This is a genomic window from Salmonella sp. 741265073_HBA, assembly GCF_046569105.1.
Taxonomy (GTDB): Bacteria; Pseudomonadota; Gammaproteobacteria; order Enterobacterales; family Enterobacteriaceae; genus Salmonella; species Salmonella enterica.
This window is the reverse complement of record NZ_JBKFRY010000014.1, coordinates 77,637-94,956: the sequence shown is the minus strand read 5'-3', so window position 1 is coordinate 94,956 and position 17,320 is coordinate 77,637. Positions and strand designations below refer to the sequence as shown.

The 17,320-nt window shown below is 52.5% G+C and carries 15 protein-coding genes; 6 read left to right on the top strand and 9 right to left on the bottom strand.

The features are described from left to right. Positions 1-11: 11 nt before the first annotated feature. Positions 12-3,062, bottom strand: coding sequence for a formate dehydrogenase-N subunit alpha (gene fdnG / locus ACLD3P_RS17905; RefSeq protein ID WP_077248424.1), 3,051 nt, complete (start codon positions 3,060-3,062; stop codon positions 12-14). 194 nt (positions 3,063-3,256) lie between these two features. Here fdnG and fdhD point away from each other — a divergent pair, with 194 nt between their 5' ends. Beyond that, entirely contained in the window at positions 3,257-4,093 is an 837-nt protein-coding gene (fdhD, locus tag ACLD3P_RS17900; RefSeq protein ID WP_001059743.1) for a formate dehydrogenase accessory sulfurtransferase FdhD, read from the top strand. 192 nt (positions 4,094-4,285) lie between these two features. After that, complete coding sequence (locus tag ACLD3P_RS17895; protein WP_411006542.1) at positions 4,286-5,386, top strand: YiiG family protein; 1,101 nt, start codon at positions 4,286-4,288, stop codon at positions 5,384-5,386. 355 nt (positions 5,387-5,741) lie between these two features. Here ACLD3P_RS17895 and ACLD3P_RS17890 read toward each other — a convergent pair whose 3' ends face one another. Further along, positions 5,742-6,065, bottom strand: coding sequence for an AzlD domain-containing protein (locus ACLD3P_RS17890; RefSeq protein WP_000527673.1), 324 nt, complete (start codon positions 6,063-6,065; stop codon positions 5,742-5,744). Beyond that, positions 6,065-6,724, bottom strand: a complete 660-nt coding sequence (locus tag ACLD3P_RS17885; RefSeq protein WP_000683586.1) for an AzlC family ABC transporter permease — start codon at positions 6,722-6,724, stop codon at positions 6,065-6,067. Before ACLD3P_RS17885 ends, ACLD3P_RS17890 begins: the two co-directional genes overlap by 1 nt. Before the next feature lie 100 nt (positions 6,725-6,824). Between ACLD3P_RS17885 and ACLD3P_RS17880 the strand changes: the two genes are divergently transcribed. Beyond that, entirely contained in the window at positions 6,825-7,373 is a 549-nt protein-coding gene (locus tag ACLD3P_RS17880) for a helix-turn-helix domain-containing protein (protein WP_001517951.1), read from the top strand. Between the two features lie 88 nt (positions 7,374-7,461). Here the strand turns inward: ACLD3P_RS17880 and rhaM are convergent, their stop codons facing one another. From rhaM to rhaB, 5 genes are all read right to left on the bottom strand, one after another. Continuing rightward, positions 7,462-7,776, bottom strand: a complete 315-nt coding sequence (rhaM, locus tag ACLD3P_RS17875) for an L-rhamnose mutarotase (protein ID WP_000619478.1) — start codon at positions 7,774-7,776, stop codon at positions 7,462-7,464. Next, positions 7,773-8,921 carry a lactaldehyde reductase gene (fucO, locus tag ACLD3P_RS17870; RefSeq protein WP_023217882.1) on the bottom strand — a complete coding sequence of 383 codons (1,149 nt, stop codon included), beginning with the start codon at positions 8,919-8,921 and terminating at the stop codon, positions 7,773-7,775. Before fucO ends, rhaM begins: the two co-directional genes overlap by 4 nt. Before the next feature lie 126 nt (positions 8,922-9,047). After that, a complete protein-coding gene (gene rhaD / locus ACLD3P_RS17865) occupies positions 9,048-9,875 on the bottom strand; it encodes a rhamnulose-1-phosphate aldolase (RefSeq protein WP_001179697.1) in 828 nt (275 codons plus the stop codon). A gap of 142 nt (positions 9,876-10,017) precedes the next feature. Continuing rightward, a complete protein-coding gene (rhaA, locus tag ACLD3P_RS17860) occupies positions 10,018-11,277 on the bottom strand; it encodes an L-rhamnose isomerase (RefSeq protein ID WP_024798218.1) in 1,260 nt (419 codons plus the stop codon). Further along, on the bottom strand, positions 11,274-12,743 hold the full coding sequence (gene rhaB / locus ACLD3P_RS17855; protein ID WP_411006543.1) for a rhamnulokinase: 1,470 nt from the start codon (positions 12,741-12,743) through the stop codon (positions 11,274-11,276). The genes rhaA and rhaB overlap by 4 nt, the downstream gene beginning before the upstream one ends. 287 nt (positions 12,744-13,030) lie before the next feature. Between rhaB and rhaS the strand changes: the two genes are divergently transcribed. Together rhaS and rhaR are read left to right on the top strand one after the other, a co-directional pair. Then, positions 13,031-13,867, top strand: a complete 837-nt coding sequence (rhaS, locus tag ACLD3P_RS17850; protein ID WP_001636299.1) for an HTH-type transcriptional activator RhaS — start codon at positions 13,031-13,033, stop codon at positions 13,865-13,867. 152 nt (positions 13,868-14,019) lie between these two features. Beyond that, positions 14,020-14,868 carry an HTH-type transcriptional activator RhaR gene (gene rhaR / locus ACLD3P_RS17845; protein ID WP_000013292.1) on the top strand — a complete coding sequence of 283 codons (849 nt, stop codon included), beginning with the start codon at positions 14,020-14,022 and terminating at the stop codon, positions 14,866-14,868. On the opposite strand, the gene rhaT is transcribed toward rhaR, so the two are convergent. Then, on the bottom strand, positions 14,865-15,899 hold the full coding sequence (gene rhaT, locus ACLD3P_RS17840; protein WP_000063541.1) for an L-rhamnose/proton symporter RhaT: 1,035 nt from the start codon (positions 15,897-15,899) through the stop codon (positions 14,865-14,867). The two genes, rhaR and rhaT, sit on opposite strands and share 4 nt — an antisense overlap. 618 nt (positions 15,900-16,517) lie before the next feature. Between rhaT and ACLD3P_RS17835 the strand changes: the two genes are divergently transcribed. Next, entirely contained in the window at positions 16,518-17,201 is a 684-nt protein-coding gene (locus ACLD3P_RS17835; protein WP_000378716.1) for an oligogalacturonate-specific porin KdgM family protein, read from the top strand. Positions 17,202-17,320 lie beyond the last annotated feature (119 nt).

Below are 17,320 nucleotides of genomic sequence, written 5' to 3'. Positions count from 1 at the left end.
GGTCGTCTCCGTTACACCTTTTCCACGTTCACAAGGAAGGATTTAAACTCCGGCGTTTGCGTGTTCGCATCACCGACGAAAGGCGTTAACGTATTGGCGATAAAGCCTTTTTTCGCCACGCCTTCGTAGCCCCAGTGAATAGGAATACCGATGGTATCGATATCCTTGCCGTCCGCTTTCAGCGTGCGAATACGCTTGGTCACCACCGCTTTGGCTTTGATATAGCCGCGGTTCGAGGAGACCTTCACGGTGTCGCCATGCGCGATGCCGAGCTTATTCGCCAGCTTCTCGCCAATTTCCACAAACTGTTCCGGCTGGGCGATAGCGTTAAGCAACGCGTGCTTGGTCCAGTAGTGGAAGTGCTCGGTCAGACGGTAAGTAGTTCCGACATACGGGAACTTATCCGCTTTACCCAGCGCGTCGGCATCGTCTTTAAAGATACGGGCGGCAGGGTTAGAGATAACGTTCGGGTGCAGCGGGTTAGTGCCCAGCGGCGTTTCAAACGGTTCGTAGTGTTCCGGGAACGGCCCTTCCGCCATCTTATCGATAGCAAACAGGCGACCCATCCCTTCCGGCTGCATGATAAACGGTCCGACGTCGCTGCCGGGCGCGGCGGCGCTGTAGTCCGGAATATCCCATCCGGCCCATTTTCCGCCTTCCCATTTCAGTAGCTGACGTTTCGGGTCCCAGGGATTACCCTGCGGATCGGCGGAGGCGCGGTTATAGAGGATGCGGCGGTTAAGCGGCCATGCCCATGCCCAGCCCAGCGTGTTGCCGAGACCAGACGGGTCGGCGTTATCACGACGCGCCATCATGTTGCCTTCCGGCGTCCAGCTACCGGCGAAAATCCAGCAGCCGCTGGACGTCGTACCGTCATCGCGCAGTTGCGCGAACGAACTGAGCTGTTGACCTTTCTTCACCACCACCGCGCCGGTTGCCGGGTCGATAAGATCGGCCAGCGCTTTACCGTTACTTTCCATCGCCACTTCTTCAGAGGCGGGTTCGTATGGTTTGGTGTAGTTCCAGGTCATATTCAACACCTGTTCCGGGTTGGCGCCGCCCTGTTCAGAGTACATCTTACGCAGGCGTAAGAAGATACCGGCGAGGATTTCGCCGTCGGTCATGGCAATTCCCGGGGCGTCCGCGCCCTTCCAGTGCCACTGTAACCAGCGACCTGAGTTAACGATGGAACCATTTTCCTCGGCAAAACAGGTGGAAGGCAGACGGAACACTTCGGTCTGGATTTTTGCGGGATCAACGTCGTTCGACTCACCGTGGTTTTGCCAGAAGGTGGACGTTTCGGTGTTGAGCGGATCGATAGTCACCAGGTACTTCAGTTTGGAAAGCGACGCGACCACTTTGTTTTTGTTCGGGAATGAGGCCACCGGGTTAAAGCCCTGGCAGATATAGCCGTTGACCTTGCCCTGTTTCATCATCTCGAAGTACTGCAACACGTCGTACCCTTTGTCCCACTTCGGTAGCCAGTCAAAGCCCCAGCTATTTTCCGCTGTCGCTTTATCACCAAAGAAGGCCTTCATCATTGAGACGAAGAATTTCGGATAGTTGCCCCAGTAGTTGACCTGATCCTTCAACAATGGCTTCGGCGTATTGGCAGCCAGATAGGTTTGCAGGTCGGTCTGTTTTTCGCTCGGCAGCGTCAGGTAGCCCGGCAGACTTTGCGACAGCAGTCCTAAGTCGGTCAGTCCCTGAATGTTGGAGTGACCGCGCAGGGCGTTAACGCCGCCGCCCGCCATCCCCATGTTACCGAGCAGAAGCTGGATCATCGCCATAGTACGGATGTTCTGCGCGCCGATGGAATGCTGCGTCCAGCCCAGCGCGTACAGGAACGACGCGGTTTTATCTTTTGCGCTGGTTTCTGCAATGTACTCGCACACTTTCAGGAAGTCCGCTTTCGGCGTACCGCAGATATTTTCTACCACGTCCGGCGTATAGCGTGAGACATGCTGTTTCAACAGATTCCAGACACAGCGCGGGTGTTGCAGTGTCGTATCGCGTTTGGCAAAACCGTTTTCGTCCAGCTCATAGTGCCAACTGGTTTTATCGTACTGCCGCTTGTCTGCGTCGTAGCCGGTGAACAGACCATCATCGAAGCCAAAATCTTCACGCACGATCAGGCTGGCATTGGTATAGGCCTCGGTGTATTCACGGTTGTATTTTTCGTTGGTCAGCAGATACAGCATCACGCCTGACAAGAAGGCAATGTCAGTACCAGAGCGTATTGGCGCATAGAAATCGGCCACCGACGCGGTACGCGTAAAGCGCGGATCGATCACAATCAGCTTCGCGCCGTTGTGAATTTTGGCTTCCATCGCCCAGCGGAACCCGACCGGGTGAGCTTCTGCGGCGTTACCGCCCATCACCACGACGAGGTTGGCGTTCTTGATGTCGACCCAGTGGTTGGTCATCGCACCGCGACCAAATGTTGGAGCAAGACTTGCTACCGTTGGTCCGTGTCAGACACGCGCCTGGTTGTCGACCGCGAGCATACCCAGCGCGCGGGAGAATTTTTGCGTTAAATAACCCGTCTCGTTACTGGATGCGGAAGCGCACAGCATCCCGGTGGTGAGCCAGCGGTTAACGGTAACGCCTTCGGCGTTCTGCGCCTGATAGTTGGCGTCGCGATCTTCCTTCATCAGTTTAGCGATGCGGTCAAACGCTTCTTCCCAACTGATTTGTTGCCACTTATCTGAACCCGGCGCGCGGTATTGCGGGAATTTCAGGCGGCTTTCAGAGTGGATAAAGTCCACCAGACCGGCCCCTTTCGGGCACAGCGCGCCACGGCTTACCGGATGATCCGGGTCCCCTTCGATATGGAAAATAGATGCTTTGGCGTTTTTCGCACCGTCGCCGAGGCTGTACATCAACAGCCCGCAGCCAACGGAACAGTAGGTGCAGGTGTTACGGGTTTCGCGGGTGCGCAGCAGTTTATATTGCCGTGTTTCCGCTAGCGCTACGCCGGGCGCGAAGCCCAGTGCCGCCGCCGTGGTGCCTGCCATACCGCCAGCGCAGATCTTAAAGAACTGCCTTCTGCTGACCTGCATGGTTTGCTCCTTGTTTCGACATTGTCACTTCTCTTTCACATTTCTCTATCTGAAACGCTCAGGGAGTGGTTGTTATTTTTCTTTGCGGACGGGCCCGCAAAGGTTCAGAATTGGATAAATTTTCCTCCATCCGGGAGGAGTTGTAACAGAATACCATAATGTTGGTGTGTGTGTTCTTATATGGTTAAAAGAAAGTGAACAATATACTGTCTGAAGAAGTCCTAAATGTGACTGATTTCACAACCTCACGCCAGTTGACTCTCTGGAAACGCGAGGATTTGCAGTCCCCCCAACTTGATGATGTTGCCGAGGAAGTGCCAGTGGCACTGGTGTATAACGGCATTTCGCATGTCGTTATGATGGCCTCTCCGAAAGATCTGACGCATTTTGCAATGGGGTTTTCTCTGTCGGAAGGGATCATTGACAGCCCGCGTGAAATCTATGGCATGGACGTTGTACCGTCCTGTAACGGACTTGAAGTGCAGATTGATCTTTCCAGCCGTCGATTTATGGGGCTGAAAGCGCGTCGTCGCGCGCTGGCCGGACGCACCGGTTGCGGCGTATGTGGCGTGGAACAGCTCAATGACATCGGTAAGCCGGTGCAACCGCTGCCGTTTAGCCAAACGTTTAATCTCGGTAACCTTGATCGCGCGTTAAAACATCTGAATGATTTTCAACCGACGGGTAAGCTGACGGGGTGTACGCACGCTGCGGCGTGGGTCATGCCGTCGGGTGAACTGGCGGGGGGCCATGAAGATGTCGGACGCCACGTTGCGCTGGATAAACTGCTCGGTCGCCGCGCCACGGAGGGTGAGGAATGGCGGCAAGGCGCGGCGCTGGTTTCCAGTCGTGCGAGTTACGAAATGGTGCAGAAGTCGGCGATGTGCGGTGTGGAAATTTTGTTTGCGGTTTCTGCTGCCACCACGCTCGCGGTTGACGTCGCTGAACGGTGTAATCTTACGCTGGTGGGGTTCTGTAAGCCGGGTCGGGCGACGATTTATACCCATCCGCAGCGGTTAATCGCAGACTAAAATAGTACCCTCTACATTTGCGTAAAATATATATTATTAATTTAATATATATTTTATGTAGAATGATGGTATATGAAATATATATTTTCTGGATTTTACAGCCTCTCTTAATAACGGAATGACGTGTAGTGGCGAGGCCATATTTTCGTTAAAATAAGAGAACCTCAACGTAAATATACAAAAGGCAATTAAATGAAAAGGAATTTATTATCCTCAGCGATAATCATTGCGCTAATGACCCTGGGCGCAACAGGATGTGATGACAATAATGTTAAAACCGAGGCGACGTCGGCCACCAGCAGTCAGCCTGCGACGCCAGCGCCTTCTCAGACGCCGGAAACGCAATCTGACGAAAGTCCAGCGCAGCTCTCAGCAGCGAAGCCAGAAACGGCAACTCAGCCCCCGGCGGCGAAGCCAGAAACGCCAGCTCAGCCGGAGGTTGACGCTGAAGAAGTTTATAGTGAAAAAATGGATGTCTATATCGATTGTTTTAATAAACTTCAATTGCCCGTTCAGCACAGTCTGGCGCGTTACGCGGATTGGGTGAAAGACTTTAAAAAAGGTCCGACAGGGAAAGAGAGTCTGGTTTATGGCATTTATGGTATTACGGAGTCTTACATAACGAATTGCCAGAAAGAGATGAAACAGGTGGCCGCCTTAACGCCATTACTTGAGCCTATTGATGGCGTTGCCGTTAGCTATATTGATAGCGCCGCCGCGCTGGGTAATACCATTAACGAAATGGAAAAATATTATACCCAGGAAAACTATAAAGATGATGCCTTTGCTAAAGGTAAGGCGCTGCATCAGACATTACTGAAGAATATCGAGGATTTTAAACCCGTCTCGGAAAAATATCATGAGGCTATTCAGGAAATAAATGACAAACGGCAATTGACACAGTTGAAGAAAATAGAAGAATCGGAAGGTAAAACATTTAACTATTATTCTCTGGCTGTCATGATTTCGGCAAAGCAGATCAACAAGGTTATTTCTGCCGATACCTTTGATGCCGAAGCGATGATGAAAAAAGTCGCGGAACTGGAAACAATGATTGCGCAATTGAAAGAAGTGAATACTGATGGCCGTAATTCTTCTTTCATCAGCTCTGCGGCTGATTATCAGCTACAAGCTAAAAAATATATTCGTCGCATCAGAGACAATGTTGAGTATTCTGATTTTGAAAAGAAACGGGTGCAGGACCCTGCAACAGGATGGATGGTTGCGGATTCTTATCCGGCGTCGTTGAGAAGTTATAACGAGATGGTGGATGATTATAACCGCCTGCGTTGAGTGATGGCGCATTAACTGCGTGCAGGCTGGCGCAAGCGCCTATAAAATTACGCTATAACGCCAATAAAAAGCGCCGATCAGGCGCTTTTTTCGTTTATGTATTCTTCATCAGGCAATATCCGTAAAAATAGCTGACGTAAACATTAACTAAAGAGAGCTATTAGAAAAACCAGTAATCTGAAGCTATCATAAGATGTTGACGTCACGCTGGAAGGTACTGGTAGTGTAATTGAGGATCGGCATTTATATGGAAAGCATTTATCCCGCCTGATGCGAAAATTCTGAGCCACTTCAGCATAGGGCGGCCCAGCCTTCATCGTTTATAGGGGGTCACGCCCAACTGTTCTGTAAGACGTTAATTAATACCTGCCAGCCGCAGCAGTGCTGTCACTACCGCAGCGGCGATAATCACCACAATAAGCGGCATTTTACGCCAGGCTAAAAATACGGCGAAGGCGACGCCCAATACGCGCGCCATTCCGGCAAAATGTTCGCCTTCGTAAAAGGTGGTCGCCAGCGCGACGGAGAATAGCAGCACCGTTGCCGCATCCGAGAGCAGCGCCTGTGAACGCTCAGACAGCGCCAGACGGCTGCCAAGTTTCGCGCCGCCGAGGCGCATCAAATAGGTTCCCGCAGACAAAAGAGCAATACCGATAATAAATAGCGTCATATTGCCCATTATTTTTTCCTCGCCAGTAGGCCAAGCAGCGAAAGCAACACCGGCAATCCGGCCGCCACAAAGGGAACGGCGGCAAGCGACAGCGCGGCGCCGCTGCAACCACGAATCAATGTGGTGCGGTTTTTAAACGCCGGGATCACCAGCGCCAGTAAGATTGCCGGGAATACGGCATCCAGACCGATGGTTTCTGGGGCAGGGAGCAGTTTGCCGACACCCGCGCCAATCAGTGTGCCAATCGGCCAGAATAGGGCGACGCCCAGACCGCATAGCCAGTAGGCGGCTTTACGTTGTTCGGGGGTTTTTTGCGACAGGCCGAACACCACGCTCTCATCATTCATAATATGGCAGCCGAAAAAGCTGGCGGCGCGGGTGCCAACCAAATCGCGCACCGTTACGCCAAACGGCACGTGGCGCGCATTCACCAGCAGTCCTGCCGCCGCCGCCGCTAACGGATTGCCGCCGCTGGCAACAATGCCGATAAACATAAATTCGGACGCGCCCGCCAGTACAAAAATAGAGAGGACAAACGGCACCCACAGTGGGAAACCGTAGGCCATCGCCAGTGAGCCATAGGACATGCCGACGACGCCCACGGCCAGGCACACTAAAAATATCGCTTTTATCGTGTCTCCTTTGAGACAGGAAAAATAGTGTTTCATCTTCTTTAGTCATATCGAACGAATTTTCATTATAATGAACGGAACAGATTTGCTTTACAAGACGAACATTTCGTTCGTTATAGTGAACGTTGGATGCTTTATGACACAACCTATTAGCGTCATTGCCAGAAGTCTGGTACGCGAACGCCAGCGAACCGGACTGTCGCTGGCGGAGATTGCGCGGCGCGCAGGCATCGCTAAATCTACGCTTTCACAACTGGAAGCAGGGAACGGCAACCCCAGCCTGGAGACGTTATGGTCGCTATGCGTCGCGCTCGACATTCCCTTTGCCAGGCTGCTGGAGCCGCAGGTACAAAAAACGCAGGTGATTCGCCGCGGAGAAGGCACCAAAGTGGTGGCGGAGCAGGCGCATTATCAGGCGATATTACTGGCGGCGTGTCCGCCCGGCGCGCGGCGTGATATCTATCTGCTGTTGACGCAGCCGGGGGCCGACCGGATCTCTCACCCGCATCCGCCGGGGTCGGTGGAACATATTATTGTTACGCAGGGAAAAGCCCTCGTCGGCTTAACCGAGGCGCCGGAAGAGCTGGCGGAGGGCGATTACATTTGTTATCCCGGCGACCAGGCGCATATCTTTAAAGCGCTGGAACCGGATACACAGGCTATCCTGGTAGCGGAGCAGAATTGAAATTGCCGGATGGCGGCGTAACCGCCTTATCCGGCCGACAAAAAATAAAACTGTAGGCCCGGTAAGCTTGCGCCACCGGGCACACGACTTACTGCAGATAGAACACCTCTTTTAGCTCTGCGCTGACCGGGCTGTTATCCGGATTCGCGGGCATAACGTCACGCATATGTTTCCACCAACGCTGGCAAACGTCGGTGCTGGCAACGGCGTTCCAGCGTTCCTCGGATTCAATCTCAACGGTGGCGAACAGCAGATTGCGCTCCTGATCGAGATAAATCGCGTAGTGATGCGCGCCGTGAGATTTTAATACGGCTTCCAGCTCCGGCCAGATTGGGTTATGACGACGCTGATACTCCTCGTGCGCGTCGGCATTTACCTGCATCACAAAGGCTTTGCGGATCATAACGCCTCCAGGTACAGCTCGCGAACTTCATCGCGGCTGGCGGTGCGCGGGTTACACGGCGCGCACGGGTCGGCGAGGGCTTTATCCAGCCAGCCTTCGATATCTTCTTTTGTGACGCCCAACGTGCTGAAACCGTCTGGAATGCCGACGCGTTTGCTCAGCGTACGGATAGCGTTAATCGCTTCCTGACTTGCGGCTTCGTCAGACATACCGCGCGTCTCCACGCCCATCGCCTGTGCGATGCGGGCAAAACGCGCGACGGCGTGCGGACGGTTAAAGTTCTCGACAATTGGCAGCAGGATAGCGTTGCAGACGCCGTGCGGCAGATTGTGGGTTGCGCCCGGCTGGTGCGCCAGCGCGTGAACCAGCCCCAAACCAGCGCTGTTGAACGCCATACCCGCCAGGTACTGGCCGAATGCCATTTGCTCACGGGCTTCGAGGTTATGGCCATCGTCAACCGCTTTCGGTAGCCACAAATTGATTAAGCGAATCGCTTCCAGCGCGTTAGCGTCGGTGAGCGGATGCGCGCCAACGGAGACATAGGCTTCCACCGCATGGGTCAGGGCATCCATGCCGGTTGCGGCGGTCACAGACGCCGGGATTTCCAGCATGACGCTGGCGTCATCCACGGCAATATCCGGGATGATATTCGGGTCGATGATCACCTCTTTGACCTTACGGGCAGAGTCGATAATCACCGCGTTGCTGGTCATCTCGGCCGCGGTACCTGCCGTAGTATTAATCGCTACCAGCGGTACGCCGGCGTTTTTCACTTTGCCGACGCCGGAGTAGGCGGTAGATGGACCTGGGTTGGCGGTCAGAATTTTCACCGCTTTAGCGGTATCGATCGGGCTGCCGCCGCCGAAGGCGATAATGTAGTCACATTCTGCGCTCTGATACGCCGCAAAACCTTTCTGCACCAGCTCTTCTGTCGGGTTTGGGAACACCTCATCAAACAGGTGGTAAGACATTTGATGTTCATCCAGTGCGCTAAACAGGCTATCCAGCAGGCCCAGCTTTACCAGTTGACCATCGGTAACGATCAGCGCTTTGCCCCATTGCTTATTCGCCACGAGGTTCACCATATCGGCAATCGCTCCAGCGCCATGCAGGCTAATTTTTGGCAGTGCCAACATAAAGCTCATCACTATTCTCCTTAAAAAGATTCCCTGTTGCCCGATGGCGCTACGCTTATCGGGCCTACGGTAAAATGCGCACCGACCTGTAGGCCGGATAAGGCAAAGCCGCATCCGGCGTTGAGTTGGGAGGTATCAGTACAGATCTACGGCGCTGGCCAGCGGTGTCACACCAAAACGTTTGCCGAGTGCGACCAGTTCTTCGCGCGTGATGGTCTGCTTCATACCGCCCATCGAATAGATTTTGACTAATACCTCAGCGGATTTCTCTGCGGTATCTATCAAACCGAAGGTTTCATCCAGCGTAGGTCCGCTTCCGAACACGCCGTGGAACGGCCACAGTACCAGCGAATGTTTCTGCATTTCTTGCGCGGTGGCCTGGCCGATTTCATCGGTGCCTGGCACCATCCACGGCAGAATGCCGACACCGTCCGGGAATACCACCAGGCATTCGGTGCTGCCTTCCCACAGTTTGCGGGTGATCAGCGCAGTGTTGTTTTCCAGTACGTAGGTGAGGGCGATCAGGTTAGTCGCATGGCAATGCATAATGACGCGGTCTTTGCCGTGGGTGGCTTTGATGCGTTCGCAGTGGGAGAGGAAATGCGCCGGGAGTTCAGAGGTGGGGACCGCGTCGTGGGTTAAGCCCCACAGAATGTGGTAGCCTGCGCCGTCGCTGTCGATTTTGACCACGCCTAAATTGGCTGCCGGATCGAGCTGCACGTTGCGGAAGAATTTGCCGGAACCGGTAACGATAAACGGCGTATTCGCCAGCAGCGGCATGGGTTGACTTAGCGCGATATAGCGCGGTTTTTCGTGGAAATTAGCCGCAAAAGGCGCGATATCGGTTTCATCCAGACGCAGCGTCAGGTTACCGCCATTACGTTCGTCCCACCCTTTCAGCCACGCATCAGACGTGGCTTTAATCATGCCCTGGACAAACCAGGAATCGGTAATATTTTGCATGTTCGTGTTCCCATTTATTGCCCGAAGGTTATTCGGGTCTTACGTAGGCCGGATAAGCGCAGCGCCATCCGGCAATCGTGTTTCATTTATTGCCGGATGGTGACGCGGGCGTCTTATCCGGCCTACAGATCAGGTGTCGCAGTCAGCTACGTTTGCTCAGGATCTCTTTTTCGTAGGCGCGAACGCTGTCCAGCCACTGGCTGCCAGCCGGCGTGTCGTGACGCTGGCAATACATTTCCCAGACGGCCTGCCACGGCAGAGATTTCTGCTCTTCCAGCAGCGCCAGACGCGCGGTGTAATCGCCGCTGGCCTCAAGCTGACGCAGTTGATCTGTGGGTTCCAGCAGAGCGCGCAGCAGCGCTTTTTTCATGTTGCGGGTACCGATAACCCACGCGGCGACACGGTTGATAGAGGCGTCGAAGAAATCCAGACCGATATGCACACGGTCGAACAGGTTATGACGGACGATTTCGCTGGCAATTGCCTGGGTTTCATCGTCCAGGAGCACCACGTGGTCGCTATCCCAGCGTACCGGGCGGCTGACGTGCAGCAGCAGCCGTGGCACGTAGAGCATGGCGGCGGAAATTTTGTCGGAAATCACTTCAGTGGGATGGAAGTGGCCCGCATCCAGGCACAGCGCGGTCTGACGGCTGGTGGCGTAGCCCATGTAGAACTCATTGGAGCCGACGGTGTAGCTTTCCGCGCCGATGCCAAACAGTTTGCTCTCAACGGCGTCGATGTGGTGCGCCGGGTCGAATTTCTCGCTAATGACCTCATCCAGCGCTTCCAGCAGGCGCTGGCGCGGGGCTAAACGGTCGACGGTAATGTCTTTCATGCCGTCCGGAATCCAGATGTTCATCACCGACGGCGTACCGAGCTGCTCACCAAAGTATGCCGAGACGCGGCGGCTGGCTTTGCAGTGATCGATCCAGAACTGGCGAATTTTCGCGTCGGGATGAGAGAGGGTAAAACCGTCAGCGCTCAGTGGATGAGAAAAACAGGTGGGGTTGAAATCCAGCCCCAGCCGGTTCGCTTTCGCCCACTCCACCCAGTTTTTAAAATGCTCCGGTTTGATCTGGTCGCGGGCAACCGGCGCATCCGACTCAAGGTAAATGGCGTGCAGGTTCAGCCGTTTTGGTCCTGGGATCAGACGCAGCGCCTGTTCCAGATCGGCGCGCAGTTCGGTGGCGTTACGCGCTTTGCCCGGATAGTTGCCGGTCGACTGAATTCCGCCCGTCAACGAACCTTCCGGGTTCTCGAATCCGGCAACATCGTCGCCCTGCCAGCAGTGCATGGAAACCGGCAGGCGATCGAGCTGGCGCAGCGCCTCCTCGACATCAATACCTACTGCGGCGAAACGTTGTTTTGCCAGTTCCCAGGCTTGTTCCAGTTGAGTGGTCATGCGCAAAGCTCCTTTGTCTGTCGTTTGGGTTGAAACTGCGCAACGTGGCGGGCAATTTCACTATCAGGATTAGGGATATAGGTTGTCAGGTCGTAGTTAGCGCTGACGACCTGACGGAAGTCATCGACGTTGTTTAATTCGTCGAGGGTCATAAGCTGAATACCAATATTGCCAAGGGTGGAGGCTTCAACCGGCCCGGCCATCACGCGAATGCCACATGCATCGGCGCACAACTGGTTGAGTAGCGCGTTTTGGCATCCGCCGCCGACAATATGCAGTTGGGTAAATTTTTCGCCGCGCAGATTTGCCAGTTCGTGCAGAATGTCGGCATACAACAGCGCCAGACTGTCGAAAATGCAGCGCGCCAGTTCGGCATCGCTGACGGGAACGGGCTGGTCGGTCTCGCGACAGGCGGCCTGGATTTCGGCGCTCATATCGTCAGGATTGATAAAGCGATCGTCATTCGGGTTAATCAGGAAACGGCAGGCCGGCAGCGCTTCTGTTTGGGCGATAAGCGCAGGCAGATCGGTAATGCGCCGTTCTTTCAGCACACGCTGGAGCAGCCACAAACCCATAATGTTTTTCAGTACCCGATAACGCCCTTCCGCGCCGCCTTCGTTGGTGATATTGGCAGCCAGCGCGTTGTCGGTGGTGTAGGGCATTTTGCTTTCAAAACCCATCAACGACCAGGTGCCTGAAGACAGGTAAGCGCTATGTTTATTTGCCAGCGGAGAGGCAATAACGGCGCTGGCGGTATCGTGGCTGGCGACGGCTACCACCGGAATACGGTTGCCCTGCGGGCAAATCCAGTCGCCGATAACATTGCCAGGGTGCGAGGGGCGACCGAACCAGCTCTTTTTCGCGCCAGTCCACGCCAGCAGGGTCTCGTCCCAGTCATCGGTATTGATATTGACCAACTGGGTGGTCGTGGCGTTGGTGTATTCCCAGTTCATTTCACCGGTCAGGCGGTAGCTGAAATAATCGGGCATCAGCAGCGCATGAGCGACCTGCGCCGTTAACTCAGGCTGTTGTTTCGTCAGCGCGCGTAGCTGATAGATGGTGTTAAACGGCAGAAACTGAATCCCGCTGCGGCGATAGATTTCGCTTTTGCCGATCTGGACCAGCGCTTGCGGCATGATGCCCGTGGTACGGTTATCGCGGTAGGAGACCGGCAGGCCGACACGCTGACCTTGTTTATCCAGCAGGACATAATCGACGCCCCAGGTGTCGATGCCGATGCTGTCGATAAGAATGCCTTCATTGCAGACTTTCTTCAGACCAAGACGGATATCCTTTTCCAGACTGTCGATGTCCCAGGTGTCAAACCCGTCTGTTTTTTGTAGGCAGTTCACAAAACGGTGAATTTCACGTAGCGTCAGGGTACGGTGTTTGCTGTCGTAACGCGCCAGCATCACGCGCCCGCTGGATGCGCCGAGATCAACCGCGACACAATGGCGAAAAGTCATAATCAGGTCCTTCTTAGAGTCATTGCGCACAGTCTAAAAAAGCCCTCAAAGACCTACCTTCTCGTTACTGACAGGAAAATGAGCCGCTGGCAACAAGGCAAAGATGAACGTGATAGCGTTCACAGTTTCTACTAATAGGCCGGTGTGATGTCGTCCGCATTTCCCGCTTTTTCCCGCCTTTTCTTGAAAAAAAGACCATGTTTGCGCGCTTTAGCGTCAAAAATTTAAGGTGAGGCCGATAGCCCTTAATTACTATTCGGACATGTTGAATTCAGGAGGAAGCAACCATGACCGTACTGCATAGCGTGGATTTTTTTCCATCAGGTAAAGCGCCCGTGGCGATTGAACCCCGTCTGCCGCAAGCCGCTTTCCCTGAACATCATCATGATTTTCATGAAATCGTGATTGTGGAACACGGTACGGGCATTCATGTATTCAACGGGCAGCCGTATACCATCAGCGGCGGTACCGTGTGTTTTGTTCGCGATCACGACCGGCATTTATATGAACATACCGACAACCTATGCCTGACGAATGTACTGTGGCGTTCGCCGGACGCTTTCCAATTCCTGGCGGGGCTGGATCAATTGCTGCCGCAGGAGCAGGATGGTTACTATCCTTCTCACTGGCGGGTGAATCAGAGTGTGTTGCAGCAGGTGCGCCAGTTGGTCGGTCTGATGGAGCGCGCCGGAGACAGCATGGATGCGCCTGCGGTGGCGAATCGCGAAATTTTGTTTATGCAACTACTGGTGTTGTTGCGCCGCAGTAGCCTGATGGAAGGCGCGACCAATAACGACGCCAAACTCAACCAACTGATGGCATGGCTGGAAGACCATTTTGCGGAGGAGGTCTGCTGGGAGGCGGTAGCTGAACAGTTTTCGCTGTCGCTACGTACGCTGCATCGTCAGCTTAAACAGCATACCGGGCTGACGCCGCAACGTTATCTTAATCGCCTGCGTTTGATCAAAGCCCGGCATTTATTGCGCCATAGCGATCATAGCGTGACAGAAATTGCGTACCGCTGCGGTTTTGGCGACAGTAACCACTTTTCGACTCTGTTTCGCCGAGAATTTAACTGGTCGCCGCGGGATATCCGCCAGGGACGCGATGCGATAATCCAGTAACGCGAACGCTATCAACGTTTTCGTCGCCAATATGCTGATAATTATACCCTTTAATACCGGATGGCGGCTGCGCCTTACCTGGCCTACGGCGGCGAGCGGTAGACAGAATAAGCGTAGCGCCATCCGGCAAGCATTCAACATGAGGTGCTGCGGTGGCAAATCAGTTAATCCTTTTGAAAAAAGATTTTTTTACTGATGAGCAGCAGGCCGTTACGGTTGCCGATCGCTATCCACAGGATGTTTTTGCGGAACATACGCATGAGTTTTGTGAACTGGTGATGGTCTGGCGGGGCAATGGCCTACACGTTCTTAATGAGCGCCCATACAGAATTACCCGCGGCGATCTGTTTTACATTCGTGCTGAAGACAAACACTCCTATACCTCCGTTAACGATCTGGTGCTGCAAAATATCATTTACTGCCCGGAGCGTTTGAAACTCAATGTAAACTGGCAGGCGATGATTCCCGGCTTTCAGGGAGCGCAGTGGCATCCTCACTGGCGGCTGGGCAGTATGGGAATGAATCAGGCGCGGCAGGTCATTAACCAGCTTGAACATGAGAGTAATGGACGCGATCCGCTGGCGAATGAGATGGCGGAATTGCTGTTTGGTCAACTGGTGATGACGTTAAAACGGCATCGCTATGCGACCGACGATCTTCCGGCAACCTCCAGAGAAACCCTGTTGGATAAATTAATTACCGCTTTGGCTAATAGCCTTGAGCGTCCCTTTGCGCTGGATGCGTTTTGCCAGCAGGAACAATGCAGCGAACGGGTGCTGCGGCAGCAGTTTCGCGCCCAAACCGGGATGACGATTAATCAATATTTACGCCAGGTCCGTATTTGCCACGCGCAGTATCTGCTTCAGCATAGCCCGCTGATGATTAGCGAGATTTCGATGCAGTGCGGTTTTGAAGATAGCAATTATTTTTCAGTGGTGTTCACGCGGGAAACCGGGATGACGCCGAGCCAATGGCGTCATCTCAGTAATCAAAGCGATTAACTGGCCATGCCTAAACCGACAATATTCGCCGCGATAATAATTACCACGCAGCCGAGGCTTAATACGGCAACGGGACGGCGGCCAGCATTTTTCCACTCTTTTAGCACCAGACCGACAAGCCCCCCGCACAGCACATAGAAGCTCATGTGCAGCATCCAGCTCATGTAGTCATATTGCGCGGGAATGCGCGCGTGACCCCAAGCATAAAAAAAGAACTGTAAATACCACATCAGACCGCCAAGCGCGGACAGCAGAATATTGCTGATAATCAACGGTCTTGCCAGCGAGAAGTCGGCTTTTATCGACAGATTTTGCACTTTTGCCAGGCGGATAAAACAGAAACCGAGGTTAACCAGCGCGCCGCCGCCCATAATCACCACGTAACTCGGCAGCGCGACATAGAGCGGGTCAACGCCAAGCGCGGCAGCAGCTTCATGCATCGGTTTCGCGGCGTTCATGGCAAAAGACATCCCCGCCGAGAAAATACCGCACATCACTGCCAGCAGAAGCCCTTTCTTCAGATTGAACTCCTCCGCTTTAATGCCCATTTTGCGTTCTTTTAACTGTCCGGCGCGCGTCACAATCCCGACGCCGATCAGCGCGACAAAAACGCCAAGTAGCGTCATGCGTCCCCCTTCGGTATGGATTAACACATCGAAGTTACCGTTGATGATAGGCGTCATCAGCGTGCCGACGATAAGCGTAATGCCAATAGCGATGCCGATACCCATCGACATCCCGAGATAACGCATAGTCAGACCGTAATTAATATTGCCGATGCCCCACATGGCGCCGAACAGAAAAACCGGTAAAAGGGTGGAGAGGTTAAACTGTCCATAATAGGCCCAGAAATCAGGCAGTAACAGAGCGCTAATTGTCCACGGCAGAATAAGCCAGGAGACGATGCCGCCCACTGACCACATGGTTTCCCATGACCACTGTTTCACTTGCTTGAACGGGGCATAGAAGCAGGCTGCACTGGCCGCCCCTATCAAATGCCAGAAAATACCCATCGTAATCGCGTTACTCATGACATGTTCCTCATTATTTTTTATGGACGGGATACCCCTTCCGTTTGCATGAGTTTAAAAATTACGCAGCCTGGTAACCTTATAACGATTGCCGCCGTTGGGTGTATTCTGGCAATCAGCACGTTAATGAAGTGATTAACTTCACGTTTTAAAAAAGTCGGAGCGCATCGTGGCCGTCTGGATGTTATTTAAATCAGTGGGTAATATTTGTTTTCTAAAATACCTTCATCATAACGACACGAAACGACTTAGCTGGCAACAATGCAAAGAAAACGCTGCGTGAGCTCACATAATGGGAATAGTCTGACTTACCGTTTGATAAAAGGGTAGTTATACAGTAATTATTTAGTTGTTTTATTTGTATTTACAATTTAAATATATTGAAATTAACGTTAGGAATCAATGAAATATAAATATAGGGAAATCCCTATATTGGCGTTGTTGATGGTGTTTTGATTTTTATTTTATATGACGAATATGAATTTCATTTATTTTATTTTGCTTTTTGAACATTATCCCAATTTTAAATTAAAGATCTTTGCCTATATTGTCGCCATTCACATTGCGTATTATGGTTGTAACGGCCTGACATAAAACAACGTTTTAATTTTAAATTAAATGGATTCTGTTATGAGAAAATCTCTTTTCTTACTATTACCTCTTGTTGTAACAAATGCGCATGCAGTATATGTCGATGTTCGTCATGAATATCTTGACGACAGTAAAGCTAACTATGACCGTGCGTATATTTCTCATCGGTTTGCGAATGGTTTTGGTTTTGCGATAGAAGCTATCTCAAAATCAGGCGGGGATGACACCAATAAAGCGTTTAATGACCTGGAAACACAGGGCAACGAATATACGATAAGCTACCAATTTAAAACCGGTGATGTCGCCTGGCAACCGGGTTTTGTGCTGGAAACAGGCAATGGTTACTCTACCTATAAGCCTTACTTCCGCGCGACGTGGACATTAAATGAAAGCTGGTGGGTTGGCGCGCGCTATCGTTTTGAATATGTACGCCGTTCTTCTGATATCCGGGATGATGATACCATCAATCGTATGGATGTCTGGGCAGGTTATAAATGGAACAACTTTGACTGGACAATCGAAGGAATTTATAAGAAAGCCGATAAATATGATCTTTACGATGGCGGCAAAGATAACTATGAATATAACTTCAGAACTGCCTATATTATTGACCAATGGTCGCCATTCGTTGAGGTAGGTAATGTTTCCGTCAATAGCAACAGCGATGAAAGACAAACCCGTTTCCGCGTGGGTATAGGCTACACATTCTAATCATTATCCCTGTTTATTATTTATTCCCTTTTCCGGCTACTTTATAGGTAGCCGGTTTTTTTTACCTGGTGATTACCTGCGGATAATTATTATCGCGCGTTGGCCGGATAAGACGCGAA

Coding starts and splice junctions, on each gene's coding strand:
- rhaB (WP_411006543.1), bottom strand. CDS start 12,743: ATGACTTTTCGCCATTGTGTCGCGGTTGATCTCGGCGCATCCAGCGGG.
- rhaS (WP_001636299.1), top strand. CDS start 13,031: ATGACCGTACTGCATAGCGTGGATTTTTTTCCATCAGGTAAAGCGCCC.
- ACLD3P_RS17880 (WP_001517951.1), top strand. CDS start 6,825: ATGACACAACCTATTAGCGTCATTGCCAGAAGTCTGGTACGCGAACGC.
- ACLD3P_RS17890 (WP_000527673.1), bottom strand. CDS start 6,065: ATGGGCAATATGACGCTATTTATTATCGGTATTGCTCTTTTGTCTGCG.
- rhaA (WP_024798218.1), bottom strand. CDS start 11,277: ATGACCACTCAACTGGAACAAGCCTGGGAACTGGCAAAACAACGTTTC.
- ACLD3P_RS17885 (WP_000683586.1), bottom strand. CDS start 6,724: ATGAAACACTATTTTTCCTGTCTCAAAGGAGACACGATAAAAGCGATA.
- rhaD (WP_001179697.1), bottom strand. CDS start 9,875: ATGCAAAATATTACCGATTCCTGGTTTGTCCAGGGCATGATTAAAGCC.
- rhaT (WP_000063541.1), bottom strand. CDS start 15,899: ATGAGTAACGCGATTACGATGGGTATTTTCTGGCATTTGATAGGGGCG.
- ACLD3P_RS17895 (WP_411006542.1), top strand. CDS start 4,286: ATGAAAAGGAATTTATTATCCTCAGCGATAATCATTGCGCTAATGACC.
- rhaM (WP_000619478.1), bottom strand. CDS start 7,776: ATGATCCGCAAAGCCTTTGTGATGCAGGTAAATGCCGACGCGCACGAG.
- fucO (WP_023217882.1), bottom strand. CDS start 8,921: ATGAGCTTTATGTTGGCACTGCCAAAAATTAGCCTGCATGGCGCTGGA.
- ACLD3P_RS17835 (WP_000378716.1), top strand. CDS start 16,518: ATGGATTCTGTTATGAGAAAATCTCTTTTCTTACTATTACCTCTTGTT.